14 protein-coding genes are annotated in these 17,594 nt (G+C 67.4%); 4 read left to right on the top strand and 10 right to left on the bottom strand.

Going from position 1 to position 17,594, the window contains the following annotated elements:
- Window positions 1–256 precede the first annotated feature (256 nt).
- From VPH47_RS05160 to hflK, 3 genes are all read right to left on the bottom strand, one after another.
- Window positions 257–442 carry a DUF2065 family protein gene (locus VPH47_RS05160; protein ID WP_005414170.1) on the bottom strand — a complete coding sequence of 62 codons (186 nt, stop codon included), beginning with the start codon at window positions 440–442 and terminating at the stop codon, window positions 257–259.
- A 67-nt stretch (window positions 443–509) separates the two neighbouring features.
- Window positions 510–1,373 carry a protease modulator HflC gene (gene hflC / locus VPH47_RS05155; RefSeq protein WP_088026795.1) on the bottom strand — a complete coding sequence of 288 codons (864 nt, stop codon included), beginning with the start codon at window positions 1,371–1,373 and terminating at the stop codon, window positions 510–512.
- Window positions 1,370–2,503 carry an FtsH protease activity modulator HflK gene (hflK, locus tag VPH47_RS05150; protein ID WP_049401370.1) on the bottom strand — a complete coding sequence of 378 codons (1,134 nt, stop codon included), beginning with the start codon at window positions 2,501–2,503 and terminating at the stop codon, window positions 1,370–1,372. Before hflK ends, hflC begins: the two co-directional genes overlap by 4 nt.
- A gap of 153 nt (window positions 2,504–2,656) precedes the next feature.
- On the opposite strand from hflK, the gene VPH47_RS05145 reads away from it, so the two are divergent.
- Both VPH47_RS05145 and pilH read left to right on the top strand, forming a co-directional pair.
- Complete coding sequence (locus tag VPH47_RS05145; RefSeq protein ID WP_049463116.1) at window positions 2,657–3,652, top strand: YhdH/YhfP family quinone oxidoreductase; 996 nt, start codon at window positions 2,657–2,659, stop codon at window positions 3,650–3,652.
- A gap of 88 nt (window positions 3,653–3,740) precedes the next feature.
- Window positions 3,741–4,112, top strand: a complete 372-nt coding sequence (pilH, locus tag VPH47_RS05140; RefSeq protein ID WP_005410644.1) for a twitching motility response regulator PilH — start codon at window positions 3,741–3,743, stop codon at window positions 4,110–4,112.
- A gap of 146 nt (window positions 4,113–4,258) precedes the next feature.
- Here the strand turns inward: pilH and VPH47_RS05135 are convergent, their stop codons facing one another.
- Complete coding sequence (locus VPH47_RS05135) at window positions 4,259–5,155, bottom strand: DnaJ C-terminal domain-containing protein (protein WP_368850265.1); 897 nt, start codon at window positions 5,153–5,155, stop codon at window positions 4,259–4,261.
- Window positions 5,156–5,416: 261 nt separating this feature from the next.
- Between VPH47_RS05135 and VPH47_RS05130 the strand changes: the two genes are divergently transcribed.
- Window positions 5,417–5,899 (top strand): peroxiredoxin, encoded by a 483-nt coding sequence (locus tag VPH47_RS05130; protein WP_110713168.1) that lies wholly within the window; start codon window positions 5,417–5,419, stop codon window positions 5,897–5,899.
- Between the two features lie 29 nt (window positions 5,900–5,928).
- Window positions 5,929–6,504: a bacterioferritin gene (locus VPH47_RS05125; protein WP_110713170.1), complete on the top strand. Its 576-nt coding sequence runs from the start codon at window positions 5,929–5,931 to the stop codon at window positions 6,502–6,504.
- A gap of 114 nt (window positions 6,505–6,618) precedes the next feature.
- Here VPH47_RS05125 and pbpC read toward each other — a convergent pair whose 3' ends face one another.
- From pbpC to VPH47_RS05095, 6 genes are all read right to left on the bottom strand, one after another.
- A complete protein-coding gene (pbpC, locus tag VPH47_RS05120; protein WP_180855562.1) occupies window positions 6,619–9,000 on the bottom strand; it encodes a penicillin-binding protein 1C in 2,382 nt (793 codons plus the stop codon).
- A gap of 49 nt (window positions 9,001–9,049) precedes the next feature.
- Window positions 9,050–13,957, bottom strand: a complete 4,908-nt coding sequence (locus VPH47_RS05115; protein ID WP_368850264.1) for an alpha-2-macroglobulin — start codon at window positions 13,955–13,957, stop codon at window positions 9,050–9,052.
- Window positions 13,958–14,183: 226 nt separating this feature from the next.
- Window positions 14,184–15,644 (bottom strand): bifunctional 2-methylcitrate dehydratase/aconitate hydratase, encoded by a 1,461-nt coding sequence (locus tag VPH47_RS05110; protein WP_368850263.1) that lies wholly within the window; start codon window positions 15,642–15,644, stop codon window positions 14,184–14,186.
- A 124-nt stretch (window positions 15,645–15,768) separates the two neighbouring features.
- On the bottom strand, window positions 15,769–16,947 hold the full coding sequence (gene prpF / locus VPH47_RS05105; protein WP_368850262.1) for a 2-methylaconitate cis-trans isomerase PrpF: 1,179 nt from the start codon (window positions 16,945–16,947) through the stop codon (window positions 15,769–15,771).
- A gap of 23 nt (window positions 16,948–16,970) precedes the next feature.
- Window positions 16,971–17,297, bottom strand: coding sequence for a type II toxin-antitoxin system RelE/ParE family toxin (locus VPH47_RS05100; protein ID WP_006384132.1), 327 nt, complete (start codon window positions 17,295–17,297; stop codon window positions 16,971–16,973).
- The gene (locus VPH47_RS05095) at window positions 17,284–17,541 is read right to left on the bottom strand and encodes a type II toxin-antitoxin system ParD family antitoxin (protein ID WP_032127809.1); all 258 of its coding nucleotides are present in this window, start codon (window positions 17,539–17,541) and stop codon (window positions 17,284–17,286) included. The genes VPH47_RS05100 and VPH47_RS05095 overlap by 14 nt, the downstream gene beginning before the upstream one ends.
- Window positions 17,542–17,594: the final 53 nt, after the last annotated feature.

Here is a 17,594-nt window from a genome sequence, read left to right as displayed (position 1 = left end):
GGACGGTTGAACCGTGGCGGGGCTGGCCAGCACCTGGAAGGCGGCTCCAAACGGGGAGCAGCCGGCGATGGAAGGCCCAGACACGGAAAAAGCCGAACGGGGAGGCCCGTCCGGCTTTTGTGCATTATCCGGGTTTCCGGGGTCGGGTGCCACCTTTCCGACGGACGGCTTCACCGGCCGGTCAGGCGCCCCGCCCGGTCGTGCCGGCCGCTGGCCGGCAATCACAGGTTGCCGGCCAGCGGCCGGCACTACCCTTTCAATGCCGCACCCACCACAGCAGGCTCAGGCCGGCCAGCAGCACCAGCCCGCCGAAGCTGCGCAGGGCCGGGCTGGGCAGGTCCAGCAGGCGCTCGGCCATGCGCTTCCAGGCGAACGGGGCGACGAACAGGAACAGGCCTTCCAGCACCGCCACCAGGCAGACGGCGGCGAACAGATCTTTCATGGGGGACTCCGGAAAAAGCACGGGGCCCGGCATCTGGCCGGGCCCCGTGGGGTACTGCCCTGCGACCTCAGCGGTCGTTCTTCAGGTACTGCAGGAACGGGTCGTTCTTGTCGAGCACGATCACGCCGTTGCCGTCGCTCATGGAGCCACGGTAGGCCTCCAGGCTGCGGTAGAACGCATAGAACGACGGGTCGGCCGAGCCGGCCTTGCCGTAGATGCGCGCCGCATCGGCATCGCCTTCACCGCGCAGGCGCTGTGCATCACGCTCGGCTTCGGCGATCAGCACGGTGCTGTCACGGTCAGCCTGGGCGCGGATGGTCAGCGACTGCTCCTCGCCCTCCGCACGCAGCTTGGCCGCTTCCTGCTTGCGCTGCGCACGCATGCGCTCGTACACGTCATTGATCACCTGACTGTCGGTCGGCAGGTCCACCTGCTTGATGCGCAGGTCGATCATCTGCATGCCGAGGCCGGCCACCGCTTCGTTGATCCCCTTCAGCTGCTCGGCGATCAGCTCGCTGCGGTCGCCGGACACCAGCTGCTGCAGGGTGCGCGAGTTGATCTGGTTGCGCAGCGAGTCGGTGATGATCGGCGCCAGGCGGGCATTGGCGATACGCGGATCGCCGCCGGTGGCACGGAAGTAGTCACCCACGTTGGAGATGTAGCCGATGGCGAAGAAGTCGACGCTGACGTCCTTCTGCTCGGCGGTGAAGTAACGCGCCGGGGCGGTGTCGAGCACCTGGAAGCGGCGGTCGAAGACCTTCACCGTTTCCACCACCGGCACCTTGAAGTGCAGGCCCGGCTTGATGTCCGAACGCACCACCTTGCCCAGGTTCAGCACCATGGCGGTCTGGTCCTCGCGGACCACGTACACCGAGCCAAGCAGGCCCAGCACCACCGCCACGATCACGGCGATCCAGATAGGACTCTTCATCGGCTGCCCTCCTCACGGCCGCTCGGTCGCCCGGTCGGGCGGCCCACCGGCCGGCCCGGATCACGGGAAGCTTCCGCCGCTGCACCCGGCAGCGACGGCATCACCACCTCCGGATTGGTCACTCCCGGCGGCGCCGAGGTGGTGGGACGGGTATCGCCGGTCATCGGCACGTAGATCAGCTGGCGGCCATCGCCACCGATCACCTTGCGGTTCTCGCTCAGCACCTGCTGCACGGTCTCCAGCCACAGGCGCTTGCGGGTCACTTCCGGGGCGTCCTTGTACTGGGCCTGCAACAGGCTGAAGCGCTGCGCGTCACCCTCGGCCTTGGAGACCACGGCCTGCTTGTAGCCTTCGGCGGTGGTACGGGCGCGCGAGGCCTGGCCTCGGGCTTCCGGCACGACCTTGGCGGCGTAGGCCTGGGCTTCGTTGATCAGGCGTTCCTTGACCTGCTGGGCACCGTTGACCTCGTCGAAGGCCGGCTTCACTTCTTCCGGCGGACGGGCGTCCTGCAGGGTCAGGCCGGTCACGGTCAGGCCGGTCTTGAACGCCTTCAGCAGTGCCTGCAGGCGCTCCTCGGCGGCCACGGCCAGCGGGCCACGGTTGTTCAGCACCGCGTTGAGGTCGGCACGGCCGACTTCCTCGCGCACCGCGCTCTGCGCCGACTGCTCCAGCACCTGGTTGGCATCGACCGTGCCGAACAGGTACTGCTGCGGGTCGTCGATGCGGTACTGGACGTTCAGCGAGACGTTGACGATGTTCTCGTCGCGGGTCAGCACCGGCACCTGGATCGAGAAGGTCTTGATCTCGGTGGCATTGACCTTGGTGACCGATTCGATCGGCCACGGCAGCTTGAAGTTCGGGCCGGGCTGCAGGATGCGCGAGAACTGGCCGAAGCGCAGCACCACGCCACGCTGCTGTTCGCCGATCAGCTGGAAGCTGGAGAACAGCACCAGCAACACGACAGCTGCCACCACCCAACGCATGATGCCGCCGTCGAACAGGTCCTTCAGCGGCCCGGGCAGTCCGCCCCAGCCACCACCATTGCCACCGCCGCGCGACCCGAACGGCCCGCGTCGATTGTCCTCGGGGCCTTGTCCGCCCTTGTTGCCGCCGGGTGTATTCCAGGCCATGCACGCTCCATCAAGATTTGGGCTGCGGCGCGGGCCCTTCCCGCACCACCAGCCGTGAAACCATCACCGATCATACAAGATGGGGCGGATCGGCAGGATCGAAAGGGGGGCAACGGGGTAAGGTGGCGTTTTCCTCGAAGTCAGGCAACGCCGATGGCCCCCACCACCCCGTTCACCGCCTTCCGCATCGAAAACGACGCCGCCGGTTACCGCAGTGGCCTGGCCCAGCTCAATGTCGACGACCTCAACCCCGGCCAGGTACTGATCCGCGCCCACTGGTCTTCGGTCAACTACAAGGATGCCCTGGCCGGCACCGGCAAGGGCAGGATCCTGCGCCGTTTCCCGCTGGTGGGGGGCATCGACGTGGCCGGCACCGTGGTTGCCAGCACCGATCCAGACTGGCGTGAAGGCGATGCGGTGCTGGCCACCGGCTGCGGCCTCAGCGAAACCCGCGATGGCGGCTACAGCCAGTATGTGCGGCTGGAGTCGCGTGCGGTGATTGCCCAGCCGGCCGGGCTCAGCCCGCGCGAGGCGATGGTGCTGGGCACCGCCGGCTTCACGGCGGCGCTGGCGCTGCTGCGCATGCAGGACAACCGGCAGGTGCCGGAACTCGGCCCGCTGGCGGTCACCGGCGCCAGCGGCGGTGTCGGTGCGCTGGCGCTGTCGATCTTCAGTCGTGCCGGCTACACCGTGCACGCAGTCAGCGGCAAACCGGACCAGGCCGAGTTCCTGCATGGTATCGGCGCCGCTGAAGTACTACCGCGCGAGGCACTGTCCGACACCGGCCCGCTGCAGTCGGCCCGCTTCGGCGGGGGCCTCGACAATGCCGGAGGCGACATGCTTGCCAGCCTGCTGGCGCAGACCGTGCCCTACGGCAGCGTGGTCAGTGCCGGCCTGGCAGCCAGTCCGACGCTGGATATGACGGTGATGCCGTTCATCCTGCGCGGCGTGTCGCTGCTGGGGGTGTCCTCGGCCAATGCACCGCGTGGGCTGCGCGAAGAAGTGTGGTCGCGGCTGGGCAGTGACTGGAAGCCGCAGCACCTGGACCGCATCTGCACCGCCGAAGTCGGCCTCGATGGCCTTCCTGCCGTATTCGAACGGATGCTGGTGGGTGGTTCGCTGGGCCGTACCGTGGTGCGGATCGACTGAACGTCGCAGGCAGGCGACGGACGGCAGATGCGCCCCTCCCGCCAGTAATGTGCCCGCACTACACTGCGGGCATTACATGGGGAACAACATGGCACGCATTCTGATCGTCGACGACTCACCGTCGCAGCTGTTGGGGATACAGCGCATCGTCGAGAAGCTCGGGCACCAGATCCTGACCGCCACCGATGGCGCCGCCGGGGTCGAAACCGCCAAGGCCGAGCTGCCCGACCTGGTCCTGATGGACGTGGTGATGCCCAACCTCAATGGCTTCCAGGCCACCCGTACCCTCGCACGCGACGAGGCGACCCGGCATATCCCGGTGATCCTGGTGACCACCAAGGACCAGGACACCGACCGCATGTGGGGCATGCGCCAGGGCGCCAAGGCCTACATCACCAAGCCGTTCTCGGAAGACGAACTGTCCGAGGTGCTGGAACGGGTGTTCGCCGGGCAGGGCTGAAGCCGGCCTTGGTCGCCACATCGCCCCGGTAGGTGCCAACCTTGGTTGGCACGCTCTTGTCGTGCCGGCCGCTGGCCGGCAACCACGCACGACCGTCCATATCCATGAAAATGCCGGCCAGCGGCCGGCACTACCGGAAGGCGTGCTCAGATTGACTCGCCGAAGGCCTTGGCCAGGTTCCGGTAGGCCTTCTTCTGCGCCTCGTCGGTCGCGGCCGGGGCCACGATCTCGATCTCGACGATCTGGTCGCCATCCGGGTTGCCCGGCAGGCCGCGGCCGCGCAGGCGCAGCTTGCGGCCGGCATCGGAATCGGCCGGGATCTTCAGCTCCACCGTGCCACCCAGCGTCGGGACGCTCAGGCTGGTGCCCAGCGCGGCCTGCCACGGCGTGACGGGCAGCGTGTAGAGGATGTTGCGGCCGTCGACCTCGAACTGCGGGTGGGCGGCGTACTCCACTTCCAGCAGCAGGTTGCCGCCCTGGTTGCCCTGCCCGGCCAGCCGGATCACCTGGCCTGGGCGGATGCCCTTGGGCACGCGCACGTCCAGCTGCTTGCCGTTGACGGTGATGCGCAGGCTGTCGCCGCTGTAGGCCGCTTCCAGCGGAACCGACAGCTTGGCGCGGGTGTCGCGGTTGGGCGCGTGGCCCTGGCTGCTGAAGCCCGGCCCCGGACCGGCTCCGCCACCGCCACCGCGCTGGCGCGCGAACAGGCTCTCGAAGAAGTCGCTGAAGCCGCCATTGGGGCCGCCACCGCCGAACACTTCCTCGAAATTGAAGCCGCCGGCGCCGCCGTAGTTCGGCGGTACGTTGAACTCCTCGCCCGGGCGATAGCCCTGCGCGCGCAGCTGGTCATACGCCGCCCGCTTTTCGGGGTCGCGCAGCGCCTCGTAGGCCTCGTTGACCGCCTTGAACTTGTCTTCGGCCCCGGCCTCCTTGCTGACGTCCGGGTGGTACTTGCGTGCCAGCCGGCGGTAGGCGGTCTTGATCTCCGCCTCGCCCGCGCTCGGTTCCACCCCCAGGGTGGCGTAGTAATCCTTGAATTCCATCCAGCTACCTCGATCTGCTTCGGCCGCGCCGGTGGCGCCGCCCCGGGTTCATTCTACGCGCCGGCGATGCTACGCCGCCCCTCGTGCGGCCCCGGTGAGGCCGACTGATCCTGCGCAATGCGGCTGCCATCCCCATGCGCCACGCTGTGGCTGGAAGCCCCTGCCACAAAGCCTGAAGATGGGGCCTGCACACCGGGTTTCCAATGTCTTGACGCCCCTGTCCCATCCGGCCCACTAGCCTGCCCCAGCAAGGAGTTCCCCATGACCATCCATGTCGGCGACCGCATTCCGGAAGTGACCCTCAAGCGCATCCGCGAGGGCATCGAAACGCTCGATACGCACTCGCTGTTCGACGCACGCAAGGTGGTGCTGTTCGCGGTGCCCGGTGCGTTCACCCCGACCTGCTCGGCGCGCCACCTGCCCGGCTACGTCGAGAAGTTCCAAGCGTTCCGCCAGCGCGGCATCGACGTCTACTGCATGGCCGTCAACGACCCGTTCGTGATGAAGGCCTGGGCTGCCGACCAGAGCGTGCCCGACGGCCTGCTGATGCTGTCCGACGGCAATGCCGAACTGACCCGCGCGCTCGGCCTGGAGCTCGACGCCAGCGCCTCGGGCATGGGCATCCGCTCACGCCGCTTCGCCCTGTACGTGGTGGATGGCGTGGTACGCGCGGCCTGGATCGAACAGCCCGGCCAGTTCGAGGTGTCTTCGGCCGAGTACGTGCTGGACCACCTGCCCACCTGATCTTCCACCGCAAGAGGAAACGGCCAGCCATGTCCAGCAAGCCAGCCAAAGCTCCCAGATCTGCCGCCAAGGTACCCGGCATCAGCGATCGCAAGACCCTGCGCGAGCGTGCACGACGCAACATCGAGGACGGTGCGATCACCGACAGCTACAGCGCCGACCGCAAGGTGGTGATCAAGCTGCTCAACGATGCGTTGGCCACCGAGTACGTATGCGTGCTGCGCTACTACCGGCACTATTTCATGGCCAAGGGCATGCTGGCCGACGCGGTGAAAGCCGAATTCCTCGAACATGCACAGCAGGAACAGGCGCACGCCGGCAAGCTGGCCGAGCGCATCGTCCAGCTCGGCGGCGAGCCGGACTTCAACCCCGATACGCTGACCGCGCGTTCGCATGCCGAATACAAGGAAGGCAGCGACCTGCGCGACATGGTCCGTGAGAACCTGGTCGCCGAACGGATTGCCATCGACAGCTACCGCGAGATGATCAACTTCATCGGCGACCGCGATACCACCACCAAGCGCATCCTCGAAGAAATCCTCGCGCAGGAAGAGGAGCACGCCGACGAATTCGCCGACCTGCTGGATGGGTGGATCGGGGAATGATCCGGTAGATGCCCACCTTGGTGGGCGCCTTTGCCGCGTGCCAACCAAGGCTGGCACCTACCAGAGCACGGCGATGTCGTTGGCGCTGGACCGCGCGCCGACCAAGGTGGGCATCTACCGGAGGACGTTGAACCGCACCTGCGTCCACGCGCCGTCAGCCGCCAGCGCGGTCAGGGTGTGTGCGCCCGGCTCGGCGAATTCGCGCTGCATCAACTGCGCACCGTGGGTCTGCGCGATCCAGCGTCCATCCAGCAACCAGTCCACTGCCTGCTCACTGCCCAGCGCGCGCAGCTGCAGGCGCACGCCATGTTCCGCATTCGGCGCGCGCGCCAGCGTGGCGCCGTCGTTGAGCCCGTCCACATGCAGCGCCACACTGGCTTCGCGCCCATCGTCGCGGCAGTCTGGCGATAGCGCCGGCAGCTGCGAGGCCTCGCGCGTGGCCTTGGACAACCACGGTGACAGCAGCGCCGGCCAGCGCGCGATCTCACGTGTCACCTCCTCGTGTGACGCACGGCAATCGGCCGACACACGCAGGCCGGTCCGCGCGTCTGCGAGATAACGCTGCCGTCCCGGCTGCCAGCGCCGCGCCTCGCGCTCAGGGAAGGTCGGCGGCGCCGCGCCGTCCAGCAGATAGGCCGACATCCGCCGCTGGCACAGTGCCGCCGGCAGGCCCTCGGCGCGTTCGCCGGTGGGCCAGCAGATATCTTCCTGGCTGACACTGGCCGGCATCGGTGCAGCAGCCGAATCGCCGCGCTGGCGCGGCAGGCTGTCCACCACTTCGAACATCAGCGGCAGCGCGGTCACCGCGCCGTACTGGCCCGGCAACGGCGTGCCGTCCGGCCGGCCCACCCACACGCCCACGGTGTAGTGGCGGGTGCTGCCGATCGCCCACGCATCGCGGTACCCGTAACTGGTGCCGGTCTTCCACGCCACCCGCGGGCGTCCACCGACATCGAAGGTACCGACGCTGTAGCCCGGGCGAGGGTTCGATTCCAGCATCTCGCGCACGATCCAGCTGGCGCCCGGCGAGGCCAGGCGCCGCTCGATCATCGGTTCGTCATCGGTGTAGCGCACGCGCCCGGCGATGCCGTTGCGGTTGAGCGCGGCGAACGCACCGACCAGATCTTCCAGCCGCGCACCGGTGCCGCCCAGGATCAGCGACAGGTTGGGCGTGCTGCCCGGTGGGAAGCGCAGCTGGATGCCAGAGTGCGACAGGCGTGCGGCGAAGCGCGCCGCGCCCACCCGTTGCAGCAGGTCCACCGAGGGCACATTGAGTGACAGCCGCAATGCACTGGAGGCACCAATCGGCCCATTGAAGGCCATGTCGAAGTTGCCTGGACGGTAGCTGCCGAAACTCTGCGGCGCATCGACCAGCAGGCTTTCCGAATGGATCAGGCCATCGTCCAGCGCCATCGCGTACAGGAACGGCTTGAGCGTGGAGCCCGGCGAACGCCAGGCCTGCACCATGTCCACGTGGCCAAGGCGCTGGCGGTCGCCGAACGCCAGCGTGCCGACATAGGCGCGTGCCTGCAGGGTCTGGTTGTCGACCACCAGCAGCGCCGCCGAGGTGCGCTCGGGCAGCGTCGAGAAATAGCTGGCCACGCGTTCTTCCAGCGTGCGCTGCAGGCCGATGTCGATGCTGCTCTGGATGCGCGCCTGGCCTGGATGCGCCGAATGCAGGCGCTGCGCCAGCAGCGCGGCATGCAACGGCGGCCGCAGCGAGCGCGCGACCACGTTCTCGATGCGCGCGTCCTCCACCTCGTCCGCTGTCCACGCGCCCAGCTCGGCCATGCGTGACAGCACCTTGTCGCGCGCCTTCTGCGCCGCTTCCGGGTGGCGGTCCGGGCGCAGCCGGCTTGGCGCCTGCGGCAGCACCGCCAGCAACGCGGCCTCGGCGTGCGACAGCTGCGCCGCCGGCTTGCCCAGATAGGCCCAGCTGGCCGCTTCCACGCCCTCGATGGTGCCGCCGTAGGGCGCGCGCTCCAGGTACAGGGCCAGGATCTGCGGCTTGCTCAGGTGCACTTCCAGCTGCACCGCGCGCAGCATCTGCTTGAGCTTTCCCCAGGGCGTGCGCGTATGCGGGTCGAGGATGCGGGCGACCTGCATGGTCAGGGTCGAGCCACCGGACACGATGCGACCGCCGCGCAGCAGCTGGCCGCTGGCACGCAGGATCGCCAGCGGGTTGATGCCTGGATGGCGCCAGAACCAGCGGTCTTCGTAGGTCAGCAGCGCCTGCAGGTACAGCGGCGAGACGCTGTCGATCGATGCCGGATAGCGCCACACGCCCTCGGCGTCGGCGAACGCACGCAACGGTGTGCCGTCTGCAGCCACCACCAGGGTGCTGGTATCGCGCTGCTTCGGCAGCGGCGGCGGGAAGGCGAAATCCAGCACCAGCAGCAGTGCCAACAGACCCGCCGTACCCCAGCGCAGCCACGGCCACAGCGGCCGCAGCCGGCGGCGCAGGGCCGCCAGCCGGGTCGTCATCGTGTTCTTCATTGCGGGTTGCCAGCAGGACGGGCCGCGCCGTCGCGGCCCGTCCGCGCGGTCACGGCTGTACCACCGTGATCGTGGTCGGGTTGCTGCGGCCGACGCCGCGCAGCTGCGGCCGGTACATGTCCTCCACCAGCGGCGGCGGCACCGAGTAGGTACCCGGGGTCACCGCACGCACCAGATAGAACACGTTGGCCTTGCTGCCACGCGAGAGCTTCAGCGCGGCCACATAGCGGTCGTCGCGGAACTCCTCATGCTTGGTGTCGGCGGCTTCACCGCGGTCGCTGATGGTGATGCCATCAACCACCACATCGGCCCACTGCTTGGCGTCGCCCAGATTGAAGTTCTCGATCTCCAGGCCGGCCGGCAACAGGTCGGTCAGCAATGCATCGGGCATCGTGGTGTCGGCGGTAACGGTGACCCGCACGATCAGGGCTTCGCCCTCCTTCAGCGGACGCGGCGACCACGGTTTGCCATCGGTGCCGTAGTAGCTGCGCTCGACGCCCAGCACGCTGTTATCCGGTGCCGGCGCGCTGCGCGGGATACCGGCCACGTCGATGCTGGCGAACATCGGCGGCTGCCCCTGCGGAGTGAAGCGCACGCCGCTGGCCAGCTCGCTGGCGCTGAAGTTGCGGCCGAACAGCTTGCGCTCGCCGATCGCTTCGGTCGTGCCGCCGATCACCAGTTCACCGGCCACCAGCGCCTTCTGGTTGGCGGCCAGTGCCTTGCCAAGGCGGGCAATCGCTACCTGTTCCTGCGTGCTCAGCCACATCCAGCCGGCATTGCGGCGCGCATCCAGGCCACGGCCGAGGTCAACCGCACGTGCATCCCAGGCTGGCTTGGCCAGCTTGTTTTCGTGGGTCAGCGCGATCATCAGCGCGTCATCACGGATCGCACTGCCGTAGTCGCCGAAGTACGACGGGCGTTCGCTGCTGGACTTGGCGAAGGCGGCGGCCAGTGCCGCCTGGCCACGCTTGGCATCGCCCTGCAGCGACAGCGCCACGCCCAGATGGACCAGCGACAGGCCGCCGACCGCCTTGCTGCGCTCGTTGTCATACAGCGTGCGCAGCGTCCCCAGCGGAGCGCGGTTGACCCGGGCCAGCACGTAGCCCGAATAGGCCTGGTTGGCGAACTTCAGCTTCTCGCGGTCGTCCTGGCCGTAGAACTGGTTGCCGCCGGACAGCAGATCCTCGCTGAGACGGTTGAGCGCCTTCTGCAGCACGTTGTCGGGCACCGCGAAACCGGCGTCCTTCGCGTCGAGCAGGAACTCGGTGATGTACGGGGTCAGCCACGGGTTCACGTAGCCGTCGTCACCCCACATCGAGAAGTTGCCATTGGCCACCTGCATCGACGCCAGGCGGCCAAACGCACCTTCCATGCGCTCGCGACGGGTCTTGGCATCCAGCCCATCGGCACCGAGCATCGACGACGTCGCCTGGTCCAGGATCAACGCAGCGTAGCCCTTGCTGGTGGTCTGCTCGGCACAGCCATACGGGTAGTTCAGCGCGCCCTGCAGTGCACTGGCGAACGGAATCGGCGGCAGCGGACTGACCAGCAGGCGAGCATTCACCGACTCGGACATCAGGCCATCGGTCAGGCTGTTGTCGAGGCTGACCGCGGCCAGCGGATCCAGCGTACGCACCTGCGAACGCAATACCTGCGGCCACGCCGCACGCACCGGCAGGTCGTAGCGGCGATCGGCCTTGAAGCCGTTGCCGTCCACCCGCACCCGCACCTTGGCCACGCTGTGGCCCTCGCGCGCCGACAGCGGGAAGCTCAGCGTGGTCTTGGCATCGGCATTCAACTGCACGCTGCGGCTGCCCTCGCCCAGGTTCAACGGGCCTTCGCTTTCCACCTTCACGATGAACTGGCCCGGCTTGCCGGTGAAGTTCTGCACGTCCAGGGTCACCGTGCTGCGGTCGCCCGGGGCGAGTACGCGTGGCATGCTGGCTTCGGCCAGGATCGGCGCGCGCACGATGGTTTCCACATCGCGCTTGCCGTACTGGTCATCGCTGTAGACCAACGCCGACACGCGCAGGGTACCGTTGAAGTCCGGCACCTTCAGGCGGATCCGGGCGATGCCCTTGGCGTCGAGCTGCACCGGGCCGGAGAACAGGTCCACAGTCTGCACGCGCGCGGTCGGGCGCTTGGCCTGCGGCAACGCCTGCAGCGCCATGTCGCCACCGAACTTCAGCTTGCCGGCACCGCCATCAAAGCTCTCGATCACCCGGCTGTAGATGTCGTAGGCATCGATGCCGAGGCGACGCTGGGCGAAGAAGTGCGCACCGGCATCGGGCACCGGGAAGCGGGTGATGTTGAGGATGCCCACGTCCACCGCCGAGACGGTGACGTGCGCCATCTTGCCGGCCAGCTGCGGTGCGCTGACCGTCACCGGCAGGTCCTGCTCCGGGCGCATCTGCTTGGGCGCAGCCAGGCCGACGGCCACGGTGCGGCCCTTGCGGTCCATCGGCACGTGCACCACGCCCACGGCACGGGCCGGGGTGATCTTGCTCGGCGCACTGCCGCCACGGAACACCAGCGCGGTGATATAGACGTCGTGGCGTTCCCAGTCGGCGGTGACCGGAATCTTGAAGGTCGAACCCGGCTTGGCCTCGATGTCCTGCACGTACAGCATGCGGTCGGTCTCGACCATCAGGATGCCCTTGCCGGCATGCGGCGGGGTCACCGTCACTTCCAGGGTGTCACCGGCCTTGTAGCCGGTCTTGTCCAGGCCCAGCTTGACCTTGTCCGGGCGCGCGTCCAGGCCGCGGTTGTCGTCGCCCCAGCTCCAGCCGGCGCGGAACGGGTAGCGGCTGGTCAGGCCGGTGGACGGATCGAACACGTCCACCCGGTACTCACCCCACTCCACCGGGAAGTCGAAGGCGACCGCGCTGCTGCCGGCATCGACGGTGCGGGTTTCCTTGTTCTCGAAGCGGCGGGTGTAGTCGTAGTCCCAGCGGTTGTCGTTGAAAGTCCAGTGGTAGTCGCGCAGTTCGCGCACCAGGGTGATCTTCAAACCCTTGGCCGGCTGCGGCGCACCGGCGGCATCCACACGCATCAGTTCGAAGCGCGCATTGCCGTTGGAATCGGCGCCGTCCTCGGGGTTGAACAGCGGGCGCACGCCGACCAGCGCATTGGCCGGCCACATCACCCGCTTCAGGGTACGGGTGACCGTGCGGCCACCGGTTTCATACAGGCTGCCGGACAGCACCACGGCGATCGGTGCCTTGGCCTTGGCCGCCTCTTCCGGCAACGCAACGTCCTCACGCAGCTGGCCATTGGCCGGCAGCGTGGTATCGATCACGTCCTTGGCCTCGCGCGGCAGCTGCAGGGTCGGGTCACCGAAGAAATAGCCTGGCAGGCCGTCCACCGGCTTCTGCTCGACGGCCACCGCCATGCGCGCGGTGAAACGGTTGCCATCGGCCGGCGCGCCATACAGATAGGCGCCATTGGCCTGCAGGCGCAGGTCCTCACCCGGCTTCAGCGTCTTCTGCGCGCTGTCCAGGTCAAGCTTCATGCGCTCGGGCAGGAACTCTTCGATGCGCAGGGTCATGCCCTGGATCGCTTCCTTGCTGGCCGGATCGGTGCGGAACTCGACCTGCCAGCGCCCGGTCGGCGCCTCGGCGGGGATCACCTGCTCGAAGTTGATGTAGCCCTGCTCGCCCGGCTGCAGGCGAGTCTCGCGGAAGGTCTTGCCATCGGGCTGCTTCAGGCGCAGGAACACCGGCTGAGCCTTGACCGGCTTGCCGTCGTTGTCGCGCAGCAGCGCGGACAGGCGCACGGTTTCGCCCGGGCGATACAGGTCGCGCCCGGACCAGGCATAGACGTCGAACCAGGCGTTGTCACGGCCGGCCACGGCGAATTCGCTCAGGTCCAGCGCCGGCTGGTTGAACGGCAGGAAGCTGGTGTCCTTGCCGCTGCTGGCGACCAGCACGTGGGTGGCATCCAGGGTGTAGTTCAGCAGCGCATTGCCATTGCCGTCGGTGCTGCCCTTGAGCACCACCTCGCCCTTGGCATCCAGCACGCGCAGGTCGATGTTCTTCAGCGGCGCACCGTTCTTGAGGCCGGCGGTATGTACGAACAGCTTGTCCTTGTAGGCACGGGTATGCAGGCCGATGTCGCTGACCGAGAAGAACGCGGTGTCGAACTCGCCTTCATAGTCACCGGTGCGCTTGAGCAGGGCGAAGTACAGGCCCGGCTCCTGCAGTTCCTTGATGTCCTGGGTCGGCAGGTAGGTCAGCACCCGCTCGTTCTTCTTGCCGCCGAGGATGAAGCGGTTGACGTAGACCGGCTCGGCCAGCTTGTTGATCGGGCTGCGCTCGTAGTCGCTGCTCAGCTCCCAGCTGCCACGGCGGCCGCCGCGCTGGTACTGGCTGAAGAAGGTCGGCAGGTCCTTCTCGCGCACGCGCAGGAACTCGACGTCGACCTCCGGCACGTTCACCGAGACCACCGGCAGGCCTCGGCTGTCCTTGGCCGGCAGAACGCTGCCCTGCGAGGCGAAACCAACCACCGGCTTCAGCTCGCCGCTGAACACCTTCTGCTTCAGTTCCTTGCCCAGGCGGCTGCCATCGGCGGCGAGCAGGTCGGCCGAGACCACCAGGCTGAACTCCTTGCCAGCCTCGACGAACGGGTAACGCAGGGTCAGGCCGTCATCGGACAGCGTCCAGCTGCTGTCGTCGGTGCCGACCTTCTCTTCGAAGCGCACCAGCTTGTCGAAATCCTGGGTGCCGACCAGTGGGCGCGAGAACTCCAGCGCCAGCGACAGGCCGTCATTCTTCTGGTCCGGGTAGGCGCGCAGCAGGGTGAATTCCTTCACCTGCTCGGCTTTGGTGGTGATCGCTTCACCGCTGGTCTTGGGCAGCTGCCCGCTGTCGTTGCGGCAGCCGGCCAGGCCCAGCAACAGGCCTCCTGCCAGTACAGCCGCCGCCCATCCCCACCGCTTCCGCCGTGCCGGACCGCTCATGTCGTCACTCCTTGATCGAGGCGGCCATTATAGGCGGGCTGCGTCAAGGTGTTGACGCGAATTCGGCAATTGCTCCGGGCGCGGGTAGCACCGGCCGCTGGCCGGCGGGATCGGTAGTCGCCAACCTTGGTTGGCGTCGGCCGTGCCAACCAAGGTTGGCACCTACCAAAGCAGGTGCAGCTACGTGCCCGGCAAGCAGGCGCAGCGCCAGATCCGGCGAAGCCCCCTACCCCGGCAGGTACAGATCCACGTAGTCGGTCACCGGCATCGCCGCCAGCGCCACCGGGTCCAGCGATGCGGCCAGGATGCGCTGCTGCTGGGCGGTCGGGAAGCGGTGGGCCAGGTGCCGGCGGAACTTGTCCATCAGCAGCGGAATGCCCTCCCCGCGGCGCCGCGCGTGGCCGAGCGGGTACTCCACCAGCACCTCCGGCAGTTCACTGCCATCGTTGAAGCGCACGCTGAGGCCGTTGGCGATGCTGCGCTTGCCCGGGTCCAGGTAGTCGGCGCTGAGCTGCGGATCCTCGTGGCAGGCCATCTTTGCGCGCAATGCGTCGATGCGCGGATCGGCGGCGACGTCGTCCTCATAGTCCTCGGCCACCAACCGCCCATGCAGCAGCGCGATGGCGATCATGTACTGCACGCAGTGGTCGCGGTCGGCCGGATTGTGCAGTGGGCCCCTCTTGTCGATGATGCGGATGCAGGCTTCCTGGGTGCGGATGGCGATGTGCGCGATATCCTCGACCTGCCGCCCCATCGCGCGCAATTGCTGGTGCAGCGCGATCGCTGCCTCCACCGCAGTCTGGCCGTGGAACTCGGCCGGGTAGCTGATCTTGAACAGCACGTTCTCCATCACATAGCTGCCCAGCGGCCGCTCCAGCGTCAGTGCCTGTCCATGCATGGACACAGCCTCGAAGCCCCAGGTCGGTGCGCTGAGCACGCTGGGGTAGCCCATCTCGCCGCTGGCCGCCATCAGCGCCAGGCGCACGCCACGGCTGGTCGCGTCGCCGGCCGCCCAGCTCTTGCGCGAGCCGGTGTTGGGCGCATGCCGGTAGGTTCGCAGCGCCTGGCCATCGACCCAGGCCAGCGACAGCGCATTGAGCATGCGTTCGCGATCCAGCCCGAGCAGCTGCGCCACCACAGCGGTGGTGGCGACCTTGACCAGCACCACATGGTCCAGCCCGACCCGATTGAAGGAATTCTGCAGGGCCAGTACACCCTGGATCTCGTGCGCCTTGATCATCGCCAGCAGCACGTCGTGCACGGTCGGCGGCGGGCGGCGCAGGGCCTGCGCGTTGCGACCCAGCCAATCGCAGACGGCAAGGATGCCGCCCAGGTTGTCCGACGGATGGCCCCATTCGGCCGCCAGCCAGGTGTCGTTGAAATCCAGCCAGCGCACCATCGCGCCGAGGTTGAAGGCGGCCTGCACCGGGTCCAGCACGTAGTGCGTGCCCGGTACGCGTGCGCCGTTGACCACGCTGATGCCCGGCACCAGTGGACCGAGCAGCTTGCTGCAGGCTGGGAAGGACAGCGCCTCCAGGCCACAGCCCAGCGTATCGAGCAGGCAGTGATGCGCGGTCTGGAACGCCAGCGGTGAGTCGATGCGTGCGTCGCGCACGTAATCGACGATGTCCACCAACAGCGCATCCCACGCTGCACGCTCGTTGGAGGGGGTGTGGCTGTCGGACATCGTCGATCTCCTCGTTGCGGTGCACGGTTGTCCGTGCACCATGCCAACCAAGGTTGGCATCTACCAAAGCAATCGGTCTCTGCGGCCCGGTAGTCGCCAACCTTGGTTGGCGTTTACCAACGCATCACTCGGCCGGCACCCGCACCTTGCCTTCCATCAGCACGCGGGCGCTGCGGCTCATGATGGCCTTGGTCACCGTCCACTGGCCGTCAACGAGACCGGCCTGCGCACCTACGCGCAGCGTGCCGGAGGGATGACCGAAGGTCACCGCTTCGCGTTCGCCACCACCGGCGGCACGGTTGACCAGGGTGCCCGGAATCGCCGCCGCAGTACCGATCGCCACGGCGGCCGTGCCCATCATCGCGTGGTGCAGCTTGCCCATCGACAGCGCACGTGCGTGCAGGTCGATGGCCGAGGCCGCAATGGCCTTGCCGCTGGACGACACGTAGTCCTGCGCCGGCGCCACGAAGGCCACCTTCGGCGTGTGCTGGCGGGTCGCCGCATCTTCCAGGTTCTTGATCAGACCCATGCGCAGCGCGCCATGTGCGCGGATGGTCTCGAATTTCTGCAGTGCGGCCTTGTCCTCGTTGATCGCCGGCTGCAGCTCGGTGCCGGTGTAGCCCAGGTCGGCGGCGTTGAGGAAGATGGTCGGAATGCCAGCGGTGATCATCGTCACCTCGAAGCTACCCACGCCGGGGACATCCAGGGTATCGACCAGATTGCCGGTCGGGAACATCGCACCCGCATCGCCGTCATCGGACGGATCGATGAATTCCAGCTGGATCTCGGCCGCCGGGAAGGTCACCCCGTCCAGCTCGAAATCGCCGATCTCCTGCACTTCGCCATCGCGCATCGGCACGTGCGCGATGATGGTCTTGCCGATGTTGGCCTGCCAGATGCGCACGGTGCACAGGCCATCGCGCGGCACGCGGGCCGGATCGATCAGACCATTGGCGATCGCGAACGGACCCACTGCAGTACTGAGGTTGCCGCAGTTGCCGCTCCAGTCGACGAAGGCGGTGTCGATCGAGACCTGGCCATACAGGTAGTCCACGTCGTGGTCAGGCACCGAGGCGGTGGAGATGATCACGCATTTACTGGTGCTGGAGGTGGCGCCGCCCATGCCGTCGGTCTGCTTGCCATACGGATCGGGCGAGCCGATCACGCGCATCAGCAGCGCATCGCGTGCGGCGCCAGGCACCTGCGCGGCCTCGGGCAGATCCTGCAGGCGGAAGAACACGCCCTTGCTGGTGCCGCCGCGCATGTAGGTGGCGGGAATACGGAGTTGCGGAAGAAAATTCATCGTCGGATCCAAGCGTTTGGATTTCAGGAAATGTCTTGCATCAGTGCGTCAAGGCCACGATCAACGCACCACACTCGCATGACGTCCACGCGGTCCGGCAGATCGAGGTAGTAGACGAGATAGCGTTCAAAGCCCGGAACCTGCATGAAGCGCAAGAGTGCCGGCAACTGTGCGGCGAGGTCGGCATGGCGGACGGAACCTGACGCAGGGAACATCGCAATACGTTGAAGCGTGGCCTCCAGCTCGGCAAGAAAGCGCTGGCCCAGTGCCAGCCCTCCCTGTCGTGCGTACCACAGCGCGGCGTCGGCTGCGTCTGTCTCGGCCCGGGGCCTCCATTCAATCGCCTTCACGCTCCATCCTTTCGGTCAGTTCGCGACGCATCCGCTCGAATGTGGCCGCAGTCACCGGAACGGCAGGTCCCGACGCCAGCCCCTCGGCAATCAGCTGCTTGAGCAGCGCTTCAGCCTTGCTGCGCTGGCGCTGGCGGATCAGGTCACGCACGTAGTCCGACGTACTGGAGTAGCCGCCTTCGCGCACTTCTTCGTCCACGAACTGCTTGAGCGGATCGGTCAGCGAAATGTTCATGGTGGCCATGAAACTCTCCTTTGGCAGTTTTTGCCAAGTCAGTGTGCGCCCTGCCCTGGTGT

The sequence above is a fragment of the Stenotrophomonas sp. WED208 genome (genome assembly GCF_040984485.1).
GTDB classification, from domain to species: domain Bacteria; phylum Pseudomonadota; class Gammaproteobacteria; order Xanthomonadales; family Xanthomonadaceae; genus Stenotrophomonas; species Stenotrophomonas riyadhensis.
The sequence above is the reverse complement of the archived record's forward strand: the minus strand, read 5'-3'. Positions and strand labels throughout refer to the sequence as shown.

Excerpts from the sequence above, each read along its gene's own strand:
- VPH47_RS05160 (WP_005414170.1), bottom strand. The coding sequence starts at position 442 with ATGAAAGATCTGTTCGCCGCCGTCTGCCTGGTGGCGGTGCTGGAAGGC.
- hflC (WP_088026795.1), bottom strand. The coding sequence starts at position 1,373 with ATGAAGAGTCCTATCTGGATCGCCGTGATCGTGGCGGTGGTGCTGGGC.
- hflK (WP_049401370.1), bottom strand. The coding sequence starts at position 2,503 with ATGGCCTGGAATACACCCGGCGGCAACAAGGGCGGACAAGGCCCCGAG.
- VPH47_RS05145 (WP_049463116.1), top strand. The coding sequence starts at position 2,657 with ATGGCCCCCACCACCCCGTTCACCGCCTTCCGCATCGAAAACGACGCC.
- pilH (WP_005410644.1), top strand. The coding sequence starts at position 3,741 with ATGGCACGCATTCTGATCGTCGACGACTCACCGTCGCAGCTGTTGGGG.
- VPH47_RS05135 (WP_368850265.1), bottom strand. The coding sequence starts at position 5,155 with ATGGAATTCAAGGATTACTACGCCACCCTGGGGGTGGAACCGAGCGCG.
- VPH47_RS05130 (WP_110713168.1), top strand. The coding sequence starts at position 5,417 with ATGACCATCCATGTCGGCGACCGCATTCCGGAAGTGACCCTCAAGCGC.
- VPH47_RS05125 (WP_110713170.1), top strand. The coding sequence starts at position 5,929 with ATGTCCAGCAAGCCAGCCAAAGCTCCCAGATCTGCCGCCAAGGTACCC.
- pbpC (WP_180855562.1), bottom strand. The coding sequence starts at position 9,000 with ATGAAGAACACGATGACGACCCGGCTGGCGGCCCTGCGCCGCCGGCTG.
- VPH47_RS05115 (WP_368850264.1), bottom strand. The coding sequence starts at position 13,957 with ATGAGCGGTCCGGCACGGCGGAAGCGGTGGGGATGGGCGGCGGCTGTA.
- VPH47_RS05110 (WP_368850263.1), bottom strand. The coding sequence starts at position 15,644 with ATGTCCGACAGCCACACCCCCTCCAACGAGCGTGCAGCGTGGGATGCG.
- prpF (WP_368850262.1), bottom strand. The coding sequence starts at position 16,947 with ATGAATTTTCTTCCGCAACTCCGTATTCCCGCCACCTACATGCGCGGC.
- VPH47_RS05095 (WP_032127809.1), bottom strand. The coding sequence starts at position 17,541 with ATGGCCACCATGAACATTTCGCTGACCGATCCGCTCAAGCAGTTCGTG.